Consider the following 20,218-nt stretch of genomic DNA (forward strand, 5'->3'; position numbering starts at 1 on the left):
ACCCCTCCCCTTCAGGGGAGGGGCTTAACCCTTGCTCACGGCGTCGCCATCGGTCCCATCAGATTGTGGTTCAGATGCCCCATGATCCAGATCGAGCCCAGCAGCACCAGCGCCACGATCAGGATGCCGAACAGCAGTGCCAGCACATTGTTGCTGTTGTCCGGCCCGGTCGTGATGTGGAGGAAGAACACCAGATGCACCCCCATCTGCCCGATCGCCAGCGCGACCAGCGCGGCGGGTACGGCGGGGCCCCAGACGATATCGAACTGCACCAGCGCAAAGGACGCCGCCGTCAGGATCGCGGCGGCGACCAGCCCGATCGCATAGCTGCGGATGCCGCCGACGACCGAGTCCTTCTCGCTTTCCACGCCCGGCGCGGTTTCATCGCGGGCCATTTCCTCGTCGGGCCGCTCGCTCATCCGCGCACTCCCATCAGATAGACCATGGTGAACAGCGCCACCCAGATGATGTCGAGCGCGTGCCAGAACAGGCTGAAGCAGAGGATGCGGCGCAGGATATCCTCGCGAAACCCCTTGGCCCAGGCCTGCGCCATCATCGTCGTCAGCCAGAGCATCCCCAGCAGGACGTGCAGCCCATGGCACCCGACCAGCGCGAAAAAGGCCGACAGGAAGGCACTGCGCCCCGGCCCCGCCCCCTCGCCGATCAGATTGAGGAACTCATAGGTCTCCAGCGCCAGGAAGCCCGCACCGAGCAGCCCGGTCGCCGCCATCGCGATCTGGAACCAGCGCATGTCGCGCGCCAGCGTGGCGATCCCCGCCAGCCCGCAGGCGAAGCTGGACAGGAGCAGCAGCACCGTCTCCGTCTCGACCAGCTTCAGCTCGAACAGGTCCTTGCCCGAAGGACCGCCCGCCGTCGCATCCTTCAGCACCGCATATCCGGCGAAGAAGCAGGCGAACAGGATGAAGTCCGACAGCAGGAAAATCCAGAAGCCATAGGACACCACGACCCGCTTGGGCGCGGGACCGTCCGGGTTCGGCTCGGCCGAACGGCCCAGCTTGTTGGGATCATGCGTCCGCGCCGCCCCGCTCATGACAGCGCCTCTTCGGGCAGGTCGAGCAGCGTCGCCTTGCTGCGGCGACGGGCCTGGTCCAGCCGTTCGACCTCCTCGACCGGGATTTCATACTCGGCCTTGTCCCGCCATGCGAAGACGATGAATGTCCCCCAGGCGCCGAAGAAGCCCAGCACGACCAGCCACCAGATATGCCAGATCAGCGCAAAGCCCATGGCCGTGGCAAAGAAAGCCGCGACGATCCCGGTCGGCGAATTGCGCGGCATCTCGATCGGTTCGTAATCGGGGCGATCGGATAAGGCGCGGTTCTCGCGCGCCTTCGCCTTGATGCCCCAATAGGCTTCCTCGCCCTTCACATCGGGCAGCACCGCGAAGTTGAAGGCGGGCGGCGGCGAAGTGGTGATCCACTCCAGTGTGCGCCCGTCCCACGGGTCGCCGCTCTCGTCGATCCGGTCGGCCCGCGTCTTGATCGAGACGTAGAGCATCATGATCTGGCACGCGATGCCAGCGGCGATCAGCAGCGCGCCGACGCCCGCGACCAGCAGCCAGGGATGCCAGCCCGGCACGTCATAATGCTGCATCCGCCGCGTCATGCCCATCAGGCCGAGGACATAGAGCGGCATGAAGGCGACGTAGAAGCCGCTGATCCACAGCCAAAAGGCGCGCTTGCCCCAGATCTCGTCCAGCGTGAAGCCGAACATCTTGGGAAACCAGAAGGTGAACCCCGCAAAGGCTCCGAACAGCACGCCGCCGATGATGACGTTATGGAAGTGCGCGACCAGGAACAGCGAGTTGTGCAGCACGAAATCGGCCGGGGGCACCGCCAGCATCACGCCGGTCATGCCGCCGATCACGAAGGTCACGATGAACCCGATCGACCACAGCATCATCGACGTATAGCGGATGCGCCCGCCATACATGGTGAACAGCCAGTTGAAGACCTTCACCCCCGTCGGCACCGCGATGATCATCGTCGTGATGCCGAAAAAGCCGTTCACATCGGCCCCCGCCCCCATGGTGAAGAAATGGTGCAACCAGACCATGAAAGACAAGATGCAGATCACCATGGTCGCGATGACCATCGATCGATAGCCGAAGAGCGGCTTGGACGAGAAGGTCGAGATGATCTCGGAAAACACGCCGAAGGCGGGCAGGATGAGGATGTAGACTTCCGGGTGGCCCCAGGCCCAGATGAGGTTGACGAACATCATCTGGTTGCCGCCCGCTTCCGGCGTGAAGAAGTGGAAGCCGAGATAACGGTCGAGGATCAGCATGCCGAGCACGGCGGTCAGCACCGGAAAGGCCGCGACGATCAGCAGGTTGGAGGCTAGCGAGGTCCAGGTAAACATCGGCATCCGGCTGTAACCCATGCCGGGTGCGCGCATCTTCAATATGGTGGTGACGAGGTTCACGCCCGACAGCAGCGTCCCCATCCCCGATATCTGGAGCGCCCAGAGATAATAATCGACGCCGACGCCGGGGGAGAAGCGCAACTCCGACAGCGGCGGATAGACCAGCCAGCCGGTCTTGGCGAACTCGCCGATGACCAGGCTCATATTGATGAGCAGCGCGCCGCTGGCGGTCAGCCAGAAGCTGACCGAATTGAGCGTAGGGAAGGCCACGTCGCGCACGCCGAGTTGCAACGGCACGACGAAGTTCATCAGCCCGATCATGAACGGCATCGCCACGAAGAAGATCATGATCGTGCCATGCGCCGAGAAGATCTGGTCGTAATGGTCGGGCGGCAGATAGCCTTCATTGCCATAGGCGATCGCCTGTTGCGACCGCATCAGCAGCGCGTCCGAAAAGCCGCGCAGCAGCATGACGCCCGCCAGCAGACAATACATGACGCCGATCCGCTTATGGTCGACGCTCGTGATCCATTCGCTCCAAATGTAGGGCAGATGCCCGCGTCGCCACACCCAGATGAAGACGCCCAGCAGGACCAGCCCGATGACGCCCGCCGACACCAGGGGCAGCGGTTCGTGGAACGGGATCGAATCCCAGCCGAGCTTGCCCGTGAGACTCATTGCTCGCGTCCGTCCTTGGCTTTCTCACCCTCGGGTGCGCCGTTCTTCATGACGATCTGGTCGTAGAGGCCGGGCTGGATCCGGGGATAGCTGGCGGGGCGGACATTGCGACTGGGATGCGCCATCGCGACGAACTCGCTCCAGTCGAGCGTCTTGCCCTGTCCTCCCTGCGCGGTCGCGACGAAGCGATCGAAGCTCGCTTGCGGCACCGCGTCGACGAAGAAATCCATATCGGCAAAGCCTTCCCCGCTATAATGCGCCGACAGCCCGCGATAGCGCCCGGCCTTGTCGGCGCGCAGGTGGAGCGTCGAGTCCATGCCCGACATGGCGTAGATCTGGCTGCCCAGCTGCGGCACGAAGAAGCTGTTCATCACGCCTGCCGAGGTGATGCGGAACTTGACCGGCGTGCCGACCGGCACGACCAGCCGGTTGATCGTCGCAATCCCCTGTTCGGGATAGAGGAACAGCCATTTCCAGTCGGTCGCGACGACCTCGACGGTCATCGTCCTGGCCTTGGACGCGATGGGCTTGGGCGGATCGAGGTCATGGCTGCCGATCCAGGCGATGCCGCCCAAAAACATGATCGCCAGCGCGGGAATCGACCAGACCAGCAGCTCCAGTCGCCCCGAATAAGCCCATTCGGGCAGATGCTTGGCGCGGGTGTTACCCGCCCGGAACCACCAACCAAAGGCGAAGGCCAGGATGATGACCGGCACCACGATGGCCAGCATCACCGCCAGCGAGTTGAAGAAGATGCTGCGCTCGCCCGCCGCGATCGGTCCGGCGGGGTCCAGGATGCCCGGCTCGCAGGCGGAAAGGACGACGCACGACCCAAGGCACGCAAAACGCGCGGGAATTTTGGCGAGGCGCGGGTCGCGGAACATTCACCAGGTGAACGGCGGCCTCCTGCTTTCGTTCCGCCCCCGCAAAGGGATCAGGCGGCGAGTCTTCGCCCCTCGCCGTCGTCGCTGTCATTGGCGGGCCGCTCCACCCGGCGCGGGCGAGCGGTCCGGCTCGCGGACATCCGCCCGGCCCAGCGGCCGAAAACAGGCCAGCGCGCCAGCATCGAGGAGGACAGCACCGCCGCCATGACCAGTTCGGCCACCCCGCCCCATTCGATCGCCGAGGCGAGCATCACCAGATCGCCCATCGGCGCGGCCGCCGCGACCAGCATGCGAATCTCGTCAATCTCGAACCAGATGGCGAGGCCCAGCAGCGCGATCCCCAGCGCCATCATCGCCCAATGCCCCGGCCGGACCCGGCCGAGCAGCCGCGCGGGGGCCTCGACCAGCATGGCCGCCAGCCAGCGGCTGATGGGCAGATTCGGCCAGACATGAAGCGTGATCGTCAGCCCCAGCAGCAACAGCGTCGCGGTCATATCATCCCCCCTTCGAGGTTTCGATTATGGCGCGACCGCACCATTTTACCAGAGGCATGACGCCGCTATGTTCCCACGATGACCCTGCGCAGCGCCCTGTTCCTCCCCGCCTCCAACCCCCGCGCCATCGCAAAGGCGCGTATGCTCGACAGCGATGCGGTGATCCTCGACCTGGAGGACGCGGTCGCCCCCGACGCTAAGGCCGGGGCGCGCGACGCGGCGGTGGCGGCGGTGCGCGAGGAGGGCTTTGGCGAGCGGGTGTTGGTCGTGCGGACGAACGGGTTCGACAGCCCCCATGCGGCCGAAGACCTCGCCGCGCTGGCAGAGGCGTGTCCGGCGGCGGTGCTGATCCCCAAGGTCGACGATGTCGCGACGCTGGCCGCCGCACGGGCGGCGCTGGGGCAGGACGTGCCGCTCTGGGCGATGATCGAGACGTGTCGCGGAATCCTGTCATTGGGCGCGATCGCACAGGCGGCGAGGGAGCTGGGGCTGACCGCCCTGATCGCGGGGACGAACGATCTGGCGAAGGAGATGCGCCTGCCCTCACCCCCCGCACCCGAGGCGTTGCTGCCCTTGCGCGTCCAGATCGTCGTCGCCGCCCGGAGCGCCGGGCTGATCGCCCTGGACGGCGTATGCAACGCCCTTGACGCACCCGATCGGCTGGCTGCGGAATGTGCCGAAGGGCGGCGTCTGGGCTTCGACGGCAAGACGCTGATCCATCCCAACCAGATTGCCGCGGCGAATACGGGCTTCGGCCCGGACGCGGCCGAGATCGCCTGGGCGCGGAGGGTGGTGGAGGCCTTCGCCGATGCCGAGCAAGCGGCGCTGGGCGCGATCCGGCTGGACGGGCAAATGGTCGAACGCCTGCATCTGACGGAGGCGGAGCGCATCTTGGCGCTTGTCCAGCGACCGGCCGAATAATCCGCCCTCACCCTTCCCACCCGCTATCGCGGGCGGGCCCCCTGCCCTCTCCCGCCGGGAGAGGGAGGGAGGCGCAAAGCGCCGGAAGGGTGAGGGTGTGTCGGCTTACTCCAGCTCCAAAATCACCGCATCGACGGCCAGGCTATCGCCGGTTTTAGCGGCGATGGTCTTGACGGTGCCGGACTTGGCGGCGCGCAGGATGTTTTCCATCTTCATCGCCTCGACGACGGCGAGCGGCTGGCCGGCCTCGACCTGGTCGCCCTCGGCAACGTCGAGCCGGACGAGGAGGCCTGGCATGGGGGCGATGAGGAATTTCGACAGGTCGGGCGGCACCTTTTCGATGAGGTGCTGGGCGTAGGGGGCGGCGCGGGCGGGGAGGACGCGGACCGTGTGGCTGGCCCCGCGGGTGGTCAGGCGGAAGCCGGTGCGGGTCTTGGCGATGCGGACGTGGAGGGCCTCGCCGGCCTCGTCCTCGACCGCGATCATCCGGTCGCCGGGGGTGTAGGCGATGGCGAGGTCCAGCTCGGCGCCGTCGACGCCGATCCCGTCGGTCGAGACGTTGACCGCATGGTCCGCTCCCCCGATCCGCACCGTCCAGTCGGCGGGCGGTTGCAGCCGGTGACCGAGCTGGCCGTCGATGCGGCGGGCGCGGTCGGCCTCGGCGGTGGCGGCGAAGGCGGCGACGGCGGCCAGCGTCCGGGTCAGTTCGGCGGAGGCGGGCGCGCCCTGGAAGCCTTCGGGATATTCCTCGGCGATGAAGCCGGTGGACAGCGCGCCGGAGCGGAAACGCGGATGCTGCATCAGCGCGGAGACGAAGTCGATGTTCGTCCCCGGCCCGACGATCTCGAACGCGTCGAGCGCGGCGATCTGGGCGTCGATCGCGGCTTCGCGGGTGGGTGCCCAGGTGACCAGCTTGGCGATCATCGGGTCGTAGAACATGCTGACCTCGCCGCCCTCGGCGACGCCGTCGTCGACGCGCACCCGCACGTCGTCATCGGCCTGCTCGGCGGGCGGGTTGTAACGGACCAGCCGCCCGGTCGAGGGCAGAAAGCCGCGATAGGGGTCCTCGGCATAGACGCGGTTCTCGATCGCCCAGCCGGTCAGCGTCACATCGTCCTGGCCGAACGCCAGCGGCTCTCCGGCGGCGACGCGGATCATCTGTTCGACCAGATCGAGGCCGGTGATCTCTTCGGTCACGGGATGCTCGACCTGGAGCCGGGTGTTCATCTCGAGGAAGTAGAAGCTCTTACCCGTAGTATCCGCCCCCGACACGATCAGCTCGACGGTGCCCGCCGAATAATAGCCGACCGCCCGCGCCAGGGCGACCGCCTGCTCGCCCATGGCGCGGCGCATCTCGGGCGTGACGAAGGGCGACGGGGCTTCCTCGACCACCTTCTGGTGGCGGCGCTGGACCGAGCATTCGCGCTCGCCGAGATAGACGATGTTGCCATGTTGGTCGCCCAGCACCTGGATCTCGATATGGCGGGGGCTCTCGATGAACTTCTCGATGAAGACGCGGTCGTCGCCGAAGCTGGCGAGGCCTTCGCGCTTGGTCGCCTCGAAGCCTTCGCGGACATCCGCCTCGGACCAGGCCAGGCGCATGCCCTTGCCGCCGCCACCGGCGGACGCCTTCATCATCACAGGGAAACCGATGTCGGTCGCGATGCGCACCGCCTCCTCGGTATCGGCGATCTCACCCAGATAGCCGGGGACGACATTGACGCCCGCCGCCTTGGCGAGCTTTTTCGATTCGATCTTGTCGCCCATCGCGGCGATGGCGTTCGGCGGCGGGCCGATGAACACGACGCCCGCCTCGGCACAGGCCTTTGCAAAGCTCTCGCGCTCGGACAGGAAACCATAGCCGGGGTGGATCGCATCCGCGCCGGTCGCCTTGGCGGCGGCAAGAATCAGTTCGGCCTTGAGATAGCTCTCGGCGGCGGGCGCGGGGCCGAGGCGTACCGACTCGTCGGCGAGCCGGACATGCGGCGCGCCGGCATCGGCGTCGGAATAGACGGCGACGGTGGCGATGCCCATTGCGCGGGCCGTGCGGATCACCCGGCACGCGATTTCCCCGCGATTGGCGATCAGGATTTTCTGGAACACGGGGATACCTCTCCTTTTATGTCGTTGGTCCGTGTCGAAATACGTGGCCGGTGGCGCGCCATCGGTGGTTCACCGCCACTGGGCCCCGGCCTTCGCCGGGGAACAGGGCGGTGGAAATGTCACTCCGCCGCCACCCGCATCGGCTCGGCACCTTCCATCGGCTTCAGGCCCAGCCTGGCGAACAGCGCGGCATCGGCATCGTCGCCCGCATTGCCCGCGGTCAGCAGCTTGTCGCCGGTGAAGATCGAGTTCGCCCCCGCCATGAAGCACAAAGCCTGGGTGGCCGCCGACATGCTCTCGCGCCCCGCCGACAGGCGGACCATGCTCATCGGCATGGTGATGCGCGCGACCGCGACGGTGCGGACGAACTCGATATCGTCGATCCGTGCCAGCGGCGTATCGGCGAGCATATCGCCCAGCACCGTGCCCTTGACCGGGACCAGCGCATTGACCGGCACGCTTTCCGGATGGCGCGGCAGGGTGGCGAGCGCATGGACGAAGCCGACCCGGTCGCCGCGCGTCTCGCCCATGCCGACGATGCCGCCGCAGCACACCGAAATCCCCGCCTCGCGCACGTTGGACAGCGTCGCCAGCCGGTCCTCGAAGCAGCGCGTGGTGATGACGTTGGCGTAGTTTTCCGGCGAAGTATCGATGTTATGGTTGTAATAGTCGAGCCCCGCCTCGGCCAGCCGCTGCGCCTGGGGCGCATCGAGCATGCCCAGCGTCATGCAGGTCTCCAGCCCCATGGCCTTCACGCCCTCGACCATGGCGACGACCTTGTCCATGTCGCGCTCCTTGGGGCTGCGCCATGCCGCGCCCATGCAGAAACGCTGCGAGCCCGCCGCCTTGGCCTCGGCCGCCGCCGCCAGCACCGCCTGCACGTCCATCAGCTTTTCGGCCTTTACGTCGCTCTCCGCCGAGGCGCTTTGCGAGCAGTAACCGCAATCCTCGGGGCAGCCGCCGGTCTTGATCGAGAGAAGCGTGCACAGCTGCACCTCGTCCGCCGCATGATGCGCGCGGTGCACTTCGGCTGCACGGAACAGCAGCTCGGGGAAGGGCAGGTCGAACAGCGCGGCGATCTCGGCGCGGGTCCAGTCAGTGCGCAAGGCCGCCTCGGGGCGAAGCGCGGTGGTCGTCGTCATTCCGTCATGTCCTGTCATTCGCCCGTCTCGGGCGGCATGTTATGGCCCAGCAGCCTCAGCACATCCTCGGCCGCCTTCACAAGATTGGTGCCGGGGCCGAATATCGCCTGCACCCCGGCATCGTAGAGCGCCTGATAGTCCTGCGCGGGAATAACGCCACCCGCGATGACCTTGATATCGGCGCGGCCTGCGTCGCGAAGGTGGCCGATGAGTTCGGGGATCAGCGTCTTGTGCCCCGCCGCCAGGCTGGAGGCGCCGACGACGTCGACATCGCGGGTCAGTGCCACTTGCGCGGCTTCCTCCGGCGTCTGGAACAGCGCACCCGCCACCACCTCGAACCCCAGATCGCCGAACATCGAGGAGACGAGGTTCGCGCCCCGGTCATGCCCGTCCTGGCCCATCTTGGCGACGAACAGGCGCGGCTTGCGGCCGAGGCGACGCTCCACGGCCTCGACGCCGCGCAGCAGGCGGGCCCAGCGTTCATCCTCGCCGTAAGCGCCGCCATAGATGCCCGACACCGGGGTCGGCTGGGTGCCATAGCGGCCGAACGCATCCTCCAGCGCGGCGGAAATCTCGCCCAGGGTCGCCCGCGCCCGCGCCGCCTCGACGGCGAGCGCCAAGAGGTTCGACCCCATTCCTCCCTGAGCTTGCTCGGGGAGGGGGACCGCGCCCGCAGGGCGTGGTGGAGGGGCACCGTCAGCCCCGGCCCCTCCACCATCCTTCGGATGGTCCCCCTCCCCAAGACGAGCTTGGGGAGGATTTTGGGCGGCTTGGCGCAGGGCATCGAGTGCCGCTTGGGCCGCCGCTTCGTCGCGCGCGGCCTTCACCGCTGCGATCCGCGCCACCTGACCCGCGCGCACCGCGTGGTTGTCGATATCGAGGATCTCGACCGGTGCCTCGTCGGCCAGCCGGTATGTGTTCACCCCGACGATGACATCCTCGCCCCGGTCGACCTTGGCCGCACGCGCTGCGGACGCTTCCTCGATCATCGCCTTGGGCCAGCCCGAAGCGACCGCCTTGGCCATGCCGCCTTCGGCCTCGATCCGCTCGATCAGCGCCCACGCACCGTCGACCAGGCTCTGAGTCAGGCTCTCGACATAGTAACTGCCGCCCAAGGGATCGACGACCTTCGTCATCCCCGTCTCTTCCTGCAGCACGATCTGTGTGTTGCGCGCGATCCGGGCGGAGAAGTCGGTGGGCAGCGCGATGGCCTCGTCCAGCGCGTTGGTGTGCAGGCTCTGCGTGCCCCCCAGCATCGCCGCCATCGCCTCGATGGTAGTGCGGATGACGTTGTTATACGGGTCCTGCTCGGTCAGCGACACGCCCGACGTCTGGCAATGGGTGCGCAGCATCTTGGAGCGCTCGTCCTTCGCCCCCAGTTGCGTCATCGCCCGGTGCCACAGCACGCGGGCGGCACGCAGCTTGGCGACCTCCATGAAGAAGTTCATGCCGATGGCAAAGAAGAAGGACAGGCGCCCGGCGAATTTGTCGATGTCGAGGCCCGATGCCACGCCATATTTCACATATTCCATGCCGTCGGCGATGGTGAAGGCCAGTTCCTGGAGCTGCGTCGCCCCGGCCTCCTGCATGTGATAGCCCGAGATCGAGATGCTGTTGAACTTGGGCATCTCGACCGAGGTATAGGCAAAGATGTCCGAGATGATCCGCATGCTCGGTTCGGGCGGATAGATATAGGTGTTGCGGACCATGAACTCCTTGAGGATGTCGTTCTGGATGGTCCCTTCCAGCTTGGAGCGGTGAACCCCCTGTTCCTCGGCCGCGACGATGAAGAAGGCCAGCACCGGGATCACCGCGCCGTTCATCGTCATCGAGACCGACATGGCATCGAGCGGAATGCCGTCGAACAGGATTTTCATATCCTCGACCGTGTCGATCGCGACGCCCGCCTTGCCGACATCGCCCGTCACGCGCGGATGGTCGCTGTCATAACCCCGGTGCGTCGCCAGATCGAAGGCGACCGACAACCCCTTCTGCCCCGCCGCCAGGTTGCGGCGGTAAAAGGCGTTCGACTCCTCGGCGGTAGAAAAGCCCGCATATTGCCGGATCGTCCAGGGGCGCCCCGCATACATGCTGGCGCGCACGCCGCGCGTGAACGGCGCAAAGCCCGGCAGGCCGGGGTCGGTCTTCACATCCTCGGCGGTGTAGAGCGGCTTGACCGTGATCCCTTCGGGCGTCTGCCACGACAGGTCGCGACCCTTCACCTCGCGCGCGGCAAGGGCTTCCCAGTCGGACAGCTCAGGGCGTTCGGCCATCGGCCACTCCTCATCCACTCTTATTTTGTTTCACTAGAGCGAAATCATCGTGCGCGCGCAAGGGGCGGCATCCTACCGCCCCAGGAAACGCGGCGGGCGCTTTTCGAAAAAGGCCCGGCCGCCTTCCTCGCCGTCCTGCGTGGCACGCGCGCTGCGCTGATCCTCGGCTTCGCGGGCCAGCGCGGTGGCATAGTCGCTGTCGAACCCGGCATGGAGCGCGCGGCGCATCAGCCCCAGCGCGACGCTCGGCCCGGCCGCCAGTCGCTCGGCCAAGGCAAAGGCTTCCGCATCGAGCCTGTCGTCGGCGGCGACCTTATGGATCATGCCCCAGTCGAGCGCCCTGACCGCACCGACCCGCTCGCCCAGCATCATCATCTCGGCCGCCCGCGCGCGACCGATCAGGCGCGGCAGCAGCCAGCTCGCCCCGCCATCGGGCACCATGCCGATATTGACGAAGGCGTGGAGAAAATAGGCAGTCTCGCTCGCCACGCAGAAATCGGCCGCCAGCGCCAGGCTGCACCCGATCCCCGCCGCCGCCCCGCGCACCGCGCTGACCACGGGGATCGGCAGGTCGGCGAGCGTCAGGAACAGCGGGTTGAAGTGATCGACCAGCGCGCGGTGCACCGTCTCCGGACCGACATCGCCGCCCGAAATATCCGCCCCCGAGCAGAAGGCCTTGCCGGCCCCCGTCAGCAGGACGGCCCGTGCATCGCCGCGCGCCGCCAGCGCCTCGCCGATCCGGTCGAACAATTCGGGCGGCGCGGCATTGAGGCGGTCGGGGCGGTTGAGCGTCAGCACCAGAACGCCGCCCCGACGCTCGGCCAGCAGCACGGGCTCGCTCAATGGCCTTCCCCCGGTGCTTCCATCAGCTCGACCAGCACCCCGCCCATGTCGCGCGGGTGGAGGAAGACGACGGGCGTGCCATGCGCGCCGATGCGCGGCTGGCCCAGCAGCGTGGCACCCTTGGCCTGAAGTTCAGCGACAGCGGCGGCCATGTCGGCGACCTCGAAACAGAGATGATGCTGCCCGCCCGCCGGATTCTTCTTGAGGAAGTTGGCGATAGGGGAGGTTTCGTCGAGCGGCTGGATCAGTTCGATCTGGGTGTTGGGCGCGTCGATGAAGCACACCCGCACGCCCTGCGGGGGTAGGTCGAAGGGTTCGCCGATCGCTTCCGCACCCAGGATGTGGCGATAGGTTTCGACCGTCTTTTCGATCGAAGGGGTGGCGATGCCGATATGGTTGAGGCGGCCGAGAGTCATGCGTGGCTCCGATCGGTTTGCGTGACGAGAGCGCCAGCCCTCCCCCATCCCCTCCCGCTTGCGGGAGGGGCGTGTTTGGGGGCAGCTCTCGCCCAGAGCTTCTCCCCTCCCGCTGGCGGGAGGGGATGGGGGAGGGTTTCCCCACACGCGCCCCTCTCAGAGCGGCAGGTTGTCATGCTTCTTCCACGGGTTCGCCAGGTCCTTGTTGCGCAGCTTGCGCAGGCCCAGCGCGATGCGGCGGCGGGTGGAATGCGGCTGGATCACCTCGTCGACAAAGCCCTTGCTGGCCGCCACGAACGGGTTGGCGAAGCGGGCCTCATATTCGGCCGTCCGCTCGGCGATCTCCTCGGGCGTCTTGCCCCGGAAGATGATCTCGACCGCGCCCTTCGCGCCCATCACCGCGATCTCGGCGGTCGGCCAGGCATAGTTGAGGTCGCCGCGCAGATGCTTGGACGCCATCACGTCGTACGCGCCGCCATAGGCCTTACGCGTGATGACCGTGATCTTCGGCACCGTCGCCTCGGCATAGGCGAAGAGCAGTTTGGCGCCATGCTTGATGATGCCGTTATGCTCTTGGCTCGTACCGGGCAGGAAGCCGGGCACGTCGACAAAGGTCACGATCGGGATCTCGAACGCGTCGCAGAAGCGCACGAAGCGCGCCGCCTTGCGGCTGGCATTGATGTCGAGCACGCCCGCCAGCACCATCGGCTGGTTGGCGACGAAGCCGACCGTCCGCCCCTCGATCCGGCCGAAGCCGGTGATGATGTTGGCGCCGTGGGCGGGCTGCACCTCGAAGAAATCGCCCTCGTCGACGACCTTCGACAGCAGCTCGTGCATGTCATAGGGCTGGTTGGCGCTGGCCGGGATCAGCGTGTCGAGGCTTTCCTCTTGTCTGTCCCAGGCGTCGGCGGTCGGCCGCTCGGGTACGCCTTCGCGGTTGTTGGCGGGCAGGAAGTCGATGAAGTCGCGCGCTGCCAGCAGCGCCTCGATATCGTCCTCGAACGCGACGTCGGCTACGCCGGTTTTCGTCGTATGCGTGACTGCGCCGCCCAACGCCTCCTGGGTGACGACCTCATTGGTCACCGTCTTCACCACATCGGGGCCGGTGACGAACATGTAGCTCGAATCCTTCACCATGAAGATGAAGTCGGTCATCGCCGGGCTATACACCGCGCCGCCAGCGCACGGGCCCATGATGAGGCTGAGTTGCGGCACCACGCCTGAGGCCAGCACGTTGCGCTGGAACACCTCGGCATAGCCGCCGAGGCTGGCCACGCCCTCCTGGATGCGCGCGCCGCCGCTGTCGTTCAGGCCGATGACCGGCGCCCCGACCTTCATCGCCATATCCATGATCTTGCAGATCTTCTGCGCATGGCGTTCGGACAGCGAGCCGCCGAAGACGGTGAAGTCCTGGCTGAAGACGAAGACCAGCCGCCCGTTGATCGTGCCCGAACCCGTCACCACGCCATCGCCGGGGATGACCTGTTCGGTCATGCCGAAGTCGGTGCAGTTATGCTCGACGAACATGTCGAGTTCCTCGAAGCTGTCCTCGTCGAGCAGCACGTCAAGCCGCTCGCGCGCGGTCAGCTTGCCCTTGGCGTGCTGCGCCGCGACGCGCTTCTCGCCACCACCGGCGCGCGCGGCCGCGCGGCGGCGTTCCAGTTCGACCATCGTCGATGCCATGACCTCTCCTTACGTCTTTGCCCGAGCTTATGCCCGAGTGGCGTGGGGGATGGCAATCGCGGGGATTTCCGTTTTCGTAAGGGGAAGGTGGGTGAACTAAGCTCCCCCTCCCGCAAGCGGGAGGGGGTTGGGGGGAGGGTTGGGAGTCTCACCGAGACCATCGCTGGTGGCCCTGCCCTCCCCCAGCCCAGTTTCAGGTAAACGATGCCCCGCATCGTTTAGGTCATGCCGGGGGCATGACCGACCTGAAACTCGCTTACGGGAGGGGAGTAGATAAGGCTATATATCCAGTGCCCAACCATCCCGCCCCTTGGGATCGAACGGCGCGTTCGGCACGAACCGCTCGCGCCCCGCGCGCAGCCGCAACACGCTCCAGTCGCCGCGCCGGTCGACCGTCTCCAGCGTGCAGCCGCAGGCTTCATAGGCCGCGACAACATCGGCGCGCTGCGTCTCCAGCAGGCCCGCCAGCACCAAAGTCGCCTCCGGCCCCGCAATCGCCGCCAGTTCCGGCGCCATCGAGATCAGCGGCCCCGCCAGGATATTGGCGATGACCAGATCATAGGGCGCCGCCGCCATGATCGGATCGGCGAGCGCACCATCGGCGACGATCAGTTCGACGCCGTCCACGCCGTTGATCGCCGCATTCTCGGCGGTGACGTCGATCGCGATCGGATCGATATCGGTCGCAACGACCTTCGCCTCGGGCCAGAGATGCCGCGCGGCGAAAGCGAGCAGGCCGGTGCCGGTGCCGACATCGATGGCGTTCGTCACCGTTCCCGAAGCCATCGCATCGAGCATGGCGAGGCAGCCGCTGGTCGTCTCGTGATGCCCCGTCCCGAACGCGCGCCCCGCCGGGATATGGAAACCGCGCAAGCCCTCCGGCACCGCCTCGTCGCCGGTGTGGACGAAGAAACGCCCGACCGAGAGCGGCTCCAGCCCCGCCTGGCTGATCGTCACCCAGTCCTGCGCGGGCACATGCTCGACCATGGCGGGATGGTCGCCCGCGCTCGGCACCAGCGCGCGGATCGCTTCGATGGTGGTAGCATCGGGCTCGGCCTCGAAATAGGCGTCGAGCCGCCAATGCTCGCGGTCGTCCTCGATTTCCTCGGTGGTCATGATCACCGCCTCGATCGCCAGGTCGTCGGCGGCATCGATCGCCTCCGCCTCGTCCCGGGTGCACGGCAGGGTCAGCTTCCAGCTGTCAGCGGACATAGCTGGCTCCATTCACGTCGAGGACCGCGCCGGTCATCGAGGGCGGCGCATCGGTGCACAGGAACCGGACGGTCGCGGCGACCTCCTCGGGCGAGGCGACGCGGCCCAGCGGAATGTCGGCGAGCAGCGTGTCCCCGCCCCGGCTGGCCAGATAGTCGTCGGCCATGCCGGTCATGGTGAAGCCGGGGCAGACGGCGAAGGCGAGGATGCCCTGCGCCGCATAGCCGCGCGCGATGGTCTTGGTCATCGCGACCATGCCGCCCTTGGACGCGGCATAATGCCAGTGCGCGGGCGAGTCGCCGCGATAGGCGGCGCGGCTGGCGATGTTGACGATGCGGCCGCCGACGCCCCGCTCCTGCCAGTGCAGCACGGCGAGACGGCAGAGTTCGGTCGACGCGGTCAGGTTGATCTGCATGGTCCGCGCCCAGCTGTCCGACCAGTCGTCGGCGTCCAGCGGACTCGCCTCGAAGATACCGGCATTATTGACGAGGACGTCGATCGCGCCGCCCGCCTGATCCAGTGCCTCGGCCCAGAGCCGGGCGGGCGCATCGGGATCGGAAAGGTCGGCGGCCAGATTCGCGCCGGGGCCGCTGCGCGTGGCATGGCCCAGGACCCGCGTGTCCGGCAGGTCGCCCAGGCTCGATGCGATGGCCGCGCCGATGCCTCGGCTGCTGCCCGTTACCAATATCGTCGTCATGCCTCCGCCGTGCCGGGCGGGGGACGATGCGTCAACCGGCGGGATCGATCCTCCCCGGCACGGGGAGGATCTGGTGTCAGGCCGCGACTCGCGCGACGAACTGGCTGGCGCTGGTCTTCAGGTCGCCCAGCTGCGTGTCGAGATGGTCGAAGCCGCGCCCGACCCGATCGATCTCCTGCGCGACATGCTCGGTATCCTGGCGGATCGCGGCGATGGTGTGCGACATGGAGTCGGCGGCCAGCGCGGTTTCGTCGACCGCGGCGGTGATTGCGGTGACGGTCTGGGCCTGCGCCTCCATCGCATGGCGGATCCGCTCGGCCGACACCTGAACCTCATGGACCGTCGCCTTGATCGAGGCATTGGTCTCGACCGTCGAGCGGGTCGCGGCCTGGATGGCGGCGATCTTGGTCGCGATATCGTCGGTGGCGCGCGCGGTCTGGCTGGCGAGGCTCTTCACCTCCTGCGCGACGACCGCAAAGCCCCGGCCCGCATCGCCCGCGCGCGCCGCCTCGATGGTGGCGTTGAGCGCCAGCAGGTTCGTCTGCCCGGCGATGTCGCGGATCAGGCCCAGGATCGATTCGATCGACTTGGCATGGTCGGACAGCATCTCCGACATGCCGACCGCCTGCCCTGCCTGATCGGCGGCGCGGTTGGCGACATCGGCGGCCTGGTCGACCTCGGTGCGGGCATCCTCGATCGCGCGGATCAGCCCCGCGGCGGTCTGTGCCGCCTCGCGCATCGCGACGGCCGACTGTTCGGCGGCGGCGGCGACTTCGCTCGACTTGCCCAGCATCCCGCGCGTCGACAACGAGGCTTCCTGCGCCTGACGCCGCAGATCGCGGCCCTCGACGCTGGCATTCTCGACCACCAACGAGATGCCGTTGCGGAAGTCGCCCGCCAGCCGTTCGCGCTCGCGCTCTGCACTCCATTCGCGAAAGCCCGCGAACAGCTCGACGGTCAGCTCGGTCTCCATGCCGAACAGGCGCAGCAGCGTGTCGATCATCACCCCGCGACGCGGATCGTCGGGCGGCACCGATTCCTGCAACACCTTCAGCGCCGCCCGGTCGCTGGCGCAGGACATGGCCAGCACATCCATCGGCGGCACCCCGGCGGCATAGGCGGACGCGACCGAACGCCCCAGCGACTCGACCCAGTCGCGCCCCGACAAATGGCAGAAGCGGTTGCGCAGATAGGCGCGCCCGGCCGTCAGCTGCCGCTCGCGGTCCATCTTGGTCCAGTCGGGCGCACCGGGATTGGCGCGGCGCCAGTGATTCCAATAGGCCTCGATCACCTCATCGGCGCGCGACTCGATGGCGGGCCAGAGATCGGCGGCCAGGCGGGTCAGCGCGCCGTCGCCCCCGTCGAAGGCGCGAACCCGCGCGTCAAGATCGATCCCTGCCGTAATCTCCGTCGGCGGAGGAAGATCGGTCTCGGCAACAATATTTTCCCGTTCGGGCATAGCGGCTCCCGCGTTCAGGCAATCGGAACGTGATGCCGCTGATTCTGGCGCAAAAAGCGTTAAAGGCGGGTTAGCCGCCGGACGGGCCATGCCGCCATGGCCGGCCGAGACCGCGAATCTCGCCTCGCGACTTGCATCCTGTCGGCGTCTTCACCATAGGCGTATCCGCAAACCAGCCCGACTTTAGACTGTTCGAGGATCTGCCCTTGGCCGCCCGCAACACCGCACGCCCGCTCTCCCCGCACCTCCAGATCTGGAAATGGGGTCCCAACATGCTGGTCTCCATCCTGCATCGTGCCACCGGCACGGGCATGGCGACCGTGGGCGCGGCGCTTCTCGTCTGGTTCCTGGCGGCGGTCGCCGCGGGTCCCGAAAGCTATGCGACGTTCCGCGACGTCTTCACCGTCCAGTCGGGCGGGCTGAACATCATCGGCTATGTGGTCGGCATCGGCCTGACCGCCTGCCTGTTCCAGCACATGGCCAACGGCATCCGCCACCTGTTCATGGACGTGGGCGCGGGCTTCGAGTTGAAGTCGAACAAGCTGCAGGCGCAGGCCACCATGATCTTCGCGGTCTTGATGACGGTGGCCTTCTGGCTCTATCTGGGGATCAAGTGATGCGTTCGGGAACCGCAATCGGCCGCGTGCGCGGCCTGGGCTCGGCCAAGTCGGGCACCCATCATTGGCTCAACCAGCGCCTGACGGCGGGGTCGAACTTCCTGCTGGTCGTGTGGCTGCTGATCTCGATCCTGCGCCAGCCCTCGTTCGATTACGCCGCGATGCATCTGTGGCTGACCAATCCCTGGGCGGCCATTCCGATGGCGATGCTGGTCGCGTCGATCTTCTATCACATGCGCCTGGGCCTTCAGGTCGTGATCGAGGATTATGAGCAGGACCAGAACCGGGTCGCGCTGCTCGTCGTCATGAACCTGTTCGTCTTCACGATCGCCGCCATCGCCATCTTCTCGATCCTCAAGATCGCCTTTGGAGCCGCTGCATAATGTCTGCTGCCGCCTACAAGATCATCGACCATACCTATGACGCCGTCGTCGTGGGTGCGGGCGGCTCGGGCCTGCGCGCGACCATGGGTATCGCCGAGGCCGGTCTGAAGACCGCCTGCATCACCAAGGTGTTCCCGACGCGCAGCCACACCGTCGCCGCCCAGGGCGGCATTGCCGCGTCGCTCGGCAATATGGGTCCGGACCACTGGACCTGGCACATGTACGACACCGTCAAGGGGTCGGACTGGCTGGGCGACCAGGACGCGATCGAATATCTGTGCCGCGAGGCGCCTGCCGCCGTGTACGAGCTGGAGCACGCGGGCGTGCCGTTCAGCCGCACCGAAGAGGGCAAGATCTATCAGCGCCCGTTCGGCGGCATGATGCAGAATATGGGCGAGGGTCCGCCTGCGCAGCGCACCTGCGCCGCCGCCGACCGTACCGGTCACGCCATGCTGCACGCGCTGTACCAGCAGTCGCTGAAGTATGACGCGGACTTCTTCATCGAGTATTTCGCGCTCGACCTGATCATGGACGATCAGGGCAATTGCCGCGGCGTGATCGCGCTGTGCATGGAAGACGGCTCGATCCACCGGTTCCGCGCGCATAACGTCGTGCTGGCGACCGGCGGTTATGGCCGCTGCTATTTCTCCGCCACCTCGGCGCACACCTGCACGGGTGACGGCGGCGGCATGGTGCTGCGTGCGGGCCTGCCGCTCCAGGACATGGAGTTCGTCCAGTTCCACCCGACCGGCATCTATGGTGCCGGCGTCCTCATCACCGAGGGCGCGCGCGGTGAAGGCGGCTACCTGACCAACTCCGAGGGCGAGCGCTTCATGGAGCGTTACGCGCCGTCGGCCAAGGATCTCGCCAGCCGCGACGTCGTGTCGCGTTCGATGGCGATGGAAATCCGCGAAGGGCGCGGCGTCGGCAAGGAGGGGGATCATATCTACCTCCATCTCGACCATATCGACCCCAAGGTCCTGGCCGAACGCCTGCCCGGCATCACCGAGACCGGCAAGATCTTCGCCGGTGTCGATCTGACCCGCCAGCCGCTGCCCGTCACGCCGACCGTCCATTATAATATGGGCGGCATTCCGACCAATTATCACGGTGAGGTCGTCCGCCTGAAGGACGGCAACCCGGACTCGGTCGTCCCCGGCCTGTTCGCGGTCGGCGAAGCGGCCTGCGTGTCGGTGCACGGCGCGAACCGCCTGGGCTCCAACTCGCTGATCGACCTCGTGGTGTTCGGCCGTGCGACCGGCCTGCGCATCAAGGACACGCTGAAGCCCGGCACGCCGCATGCGCCGCTGCCCGCCGGGTCGGAAGAGCTGGCGCTGGGCCGCCTGGATCACTTCCGCAACGCCGCTGGCAGCTCGACCACCGCCTCGGTGCGCAGCGAGATGCAGAAGACGATGCAGCGCCACTGCGCCGTGTTCCGCACCGACGAGCTGCTGACCGAAGGCCGCCAGATGATCCGCGCCACCTATGACCGGATGAAGGACATCGGCATCAAGGATCGTTCGCTGATCTGGAACACCGATCTGGTCGAGACGCTGGAGCTGGACAATCTGATCAGCCAGGCGGTCGTGACGATGGAATCGGCGCTGAACCGCAAGGAAAGCCGCGGCGCGCATGTGAACGAGGACTTCCCCGATCGCGACGATGCCAACTGGATGAAGCACACCGTCGCGACCTTCGACGGCTGGGGCGGCCAGGGCGGCGGGGTCGAGATCGACTATCGCCCGGTGCATGATTACACGCTGACCGACGATATCGAGTATATCAAGCCGAAGAAGCGGGTGTACTAAGGCCCGGTTTACGGTTCGGAAAAGAGGGGCTGGCGAGCGATCGCCGGCCCTTTTTTCGTCTTACTCCCCTCCCGCAGGGGAGTTTCAGGTCGGTCATGCCCCCGGCATGACCTAAACGATGCGGGGCATCGTTTACCTAAAACTGGGTTGGGGGAGGGAAAGCCCCAAGCGACACCACGCGTGGAGAGGCCCCTCCCCCCATCCCCCTCCCGCCTGCGGGAGG

The 20,218-nt window shown here is 66.9% G+C and carries 18 protein-coding genes; 4 read left to right on the forward strand and 14 right to left on the reverse strand.

Going from position 1 to position 20,218, the window contains the following annotated elements; translation table 11 throughout:
- Positions 1 to 35: 35 nt before the first annotated feature.
- From cyoD to ACWKSV_RS11210, 5 genes are read right to left on the reverse strand one after another with little or no spacing between them, the layout of a single operon-like run.
- Positions 36 to 419 carry a cytochrome o ubiquinol oxidase subunit IV gene (gene cyoD, locus ACWKSV_RS11190; RefSeq protein WP_056436502.1) on the reverse strand — a complete coding sequence of 128 codons (384 nt, stop codon included), beginning with the start codon at positions 417 to 419 and terminating at the stop codon, positions 36 to 38.
- Positions 416 to 1,051, reverse strand: a complete 636-nt coding sequence (locus tag ACWKSV_RS11195; protein ID WP_076717632.1) for a cytochrome (ubi)quinol oxidase subunit III — start codon at positions 1,049 to 1,051, stop codon at positions 416 to 418. The genes cyoD and ACWKSV_RS11195 overlap by 4 nt, the downstream gene beginning before the upstream one ends.
- The gene (gene cyoB, locus ACWKSV_RS11200) at positions 1,048 to 3,060 is read right to left on the reverse strand and encodes a cytochrome o ubiquinol oxidase subunit I (RefSeq protein WP_191864607.1); all 2,013 of its coding nucleotides are present in this window, start codon (positions 3,058 to 3,060) and stop codon (positions 1,048 to 1,050) included. The genes ACWKSV_RS11195 and cyoB overlap by 4 nt, the downstream gene beginning before the upstream one ends.
- Positions 3,057 to 3,944 (reverse strand): ubiquinol oxidase subunit II, encoded by an 888-nt coding sequence (cyoA, locus tag ACWKSV_RS11205; RefSeq protein WP_076717634.1) that lies wholly within the window; start codon positions 3,942 to 3,944, stop codon positions 3,057 to 3,059. Before cyoA ends, cyoB begins: the two co-directional genes overlap by 4 nt.
- A 50-nt stretch (positions 3,945 to 3,994) precedes the next feature.
- A complete protein-coding gene (locus tag ACWKSV_RS11210) occupies positions 3,995 to 4,438 on the reverse strand; it encodes a hypothetical protein (RefSeq protein ID WP_076717636.1) in 444 nt (147 codons plus the stop codon).
- Positions 4,439 to 4,516: 78 nt separating this feature from the next.
- On the opposite strand from ACWKSV_RS11210, the gene ACWKSV_RS11215 reads away from it, so the two are divergent.
- A complete protein-coding gene (locus ACWKSV_RS11215; RefSeq protein WP_076717638.1) occupies positions 4,517 to 5,359 on the forward strand; it encodes an HpcH/HpaI aldolase/citrate lyase family protein in 843 nt (280 codons plus the stop codon).
- 105 nt (positions 5,360 to 5,464) lie between these two features.
- Here ACWKSV_RS11215 and ACWKSV_RS11220 read toward each other — a convergent pair whose 3' ends face one another.
- The 9 genes from ACWKSV_RS11220 to ACWKSV_RS11260 form a co-directional block, all read right to left on the reverse strand.
- Positions 5,465 to 7,462, reverse strand: a complete 1,998-nt coding sequence (locus ACWKSV_RS11220) for an acetyl-CoA carboxylase biotin carboxylase subunit (protein WP_191864608.1) — start codon at positions 7,460 to 7,462, stop codon at positions 5,465 to 5,467.
- A 119-nt stretch (positions 7,463 to 7,581) separates the two neighbouring features.
- On the reverse strand, positions 7,582 to 8,604 hold the full coding sequence (gene bioB / locus ACWKSV_RS11225; protein ID WP_076717640.1) for a biotin synthase BioB: 1,023 nt from the start codon (positions 8,602 to 8,604) through the stop codon (positions 7,582 to 7,584).
- Positions 8,605 to 8,618: 14 nt separating this feature from the next.
- On the reverse strand, positions 8,619 to 10,877 hold the full coding sequence (gene scpA / locus ACWKSV_RS11230) for a methylmalonyl-CoA mutase (protein WP_076718442.1): 2,259 nt from the start codon (positions 10,875 to 10,877) through the stop codon (positions 8,619 to 8,621).
- Positions 10,878 to 10,949: 72 nt separating this feature from the next.
- Entirely contained in the window at positions 10,950 to 11,720 is a 771-nt protein-coding gene (locus tag ACWKSV_RS11235; protein ID WP_076717642.1) for an enoyl-CoA hydratase-related protein, read from the reverse strand.
- Positions 11,717 to 12,136, reverse strand: a complete 420-nt coding sequence (gene mce, locus ACWKSV_RS11240) for a methylmalonyl-CoA epimerase (RefSeq protein ID WP_076717644.1) — start codon at positions 12,134 to 12,136, stop codon at positions 11,717 to 11,719. The genes ACWKSV_RS11235 and mce overlap by 4 nt, the downstream gene beginning before the upstream one ends.
- Positions 12,137 to 12,292: 156 nt before the next feature.
- Positions 12,293 to 13,819, reverse strand: a complete 1,527-nt coding sequence (locus ACWKSV_RS11245) for an acyl-CoA carboxylase subunit beta (protein WP_076717646.1) — start codon at positions 13,817 to 13,819, stop codon at positions 12,293 to 12,295.
- A gap of 279 nt (positions 13,820 to 14,098) precedes the next feature.
- Positions 14,099 to 15,031, reverse strand: coding sequence for a 50S ribosomal protein L11 methyltransferase (locus ACWKSV_RS11250; protein WP_076717648.1), 933 nt, complete (start codon positions 15,029 to 15,031; stop codon positions 14,099 to 14,101).
- On the reverse strand, positions 15,021 to 15,728 hold the full coding sequence (locus ACWKSV_RS11255) for an SDR family NAD(P)-dependent oxidoreductase (protein WP_076717650.1): 708 nt from the start codon (positions 15,726 to 15,728) through the stop codon (positions 15,021 to 15,023). The genes ACWKSV_RS11250 and ACWKSV_RS11255 overlap by 11 nt, the downstream gene beginning before the upstream one ends.
- Positions 15,729 to 15,804: 76 nt before the next feature.
- On the reverse strand, positions 15,805 to 17,187 hold the full coding sequence (locus ACWKSV_RS11260; protein ID WP_076717652.1) for a methyl-accepting chemotaxis protein: 1,383 nt from the start codon (positions 17,185 to 17,187) through the stop codon (positions 15,805 to 15,807).
- 131 nt (positions 17,188 to 17,318) lie between these two features.
- On the opposite strand from ACWKSV_RS11260, the gene sdhC reads away from it, so the two are divergent.
- Genes sdhC through sdhA form a run of 3 tightly spaced genes read left to right on the forward strand, consistent with a single transcriptional unit; the run spans position 17,319 to position 19,995 of the window.
- Entirely contained in the window at positions 17,319 to 17,804 is a 486-nt protein-coding gene (gene sdhC, locus ACWKSV_RS11265; protein ID WP_335695352.1) for a succinate dehydrogenase, cytochrome b556 subunit, read from the forward strand.
- Entirely contained in the window at positions 17,804 to 18,187 is a 384-nt protein-coding gene (gene sdhD / locus ACWKSV_RS11270; protein ID WP_056433571.1) for a succinate dehydrogenase, hydrophobic membrane anchor protein, read from the forward strand. The genes sdhC and sdhD overlap by 1 nt, the downstream gene beginning before the upstream one ends.
- Positions 18,187 to 19,995 (forward strand): succinate dehydrogenase flavoprotein subunit, encoded by a 1,809-nt coding sequence (gene sdhA, locus ACWKSV_RS11275; RefSeq protein ID WP_056433568.1) that lies wholly within the window; start codon positions 18,187 to 18,189, stop codon positions 19,993 to 19,995. The genes sdhD and sdhA overlap by 1 nt, the downstream gene beginning before the upstream one ends.
- Positions 19,996 to 20,218: the final 223 nt, after the last annotated feature.

It is taken from the genome of Sphingomonas sp. SphC10, from assembly GCF_057004845.1.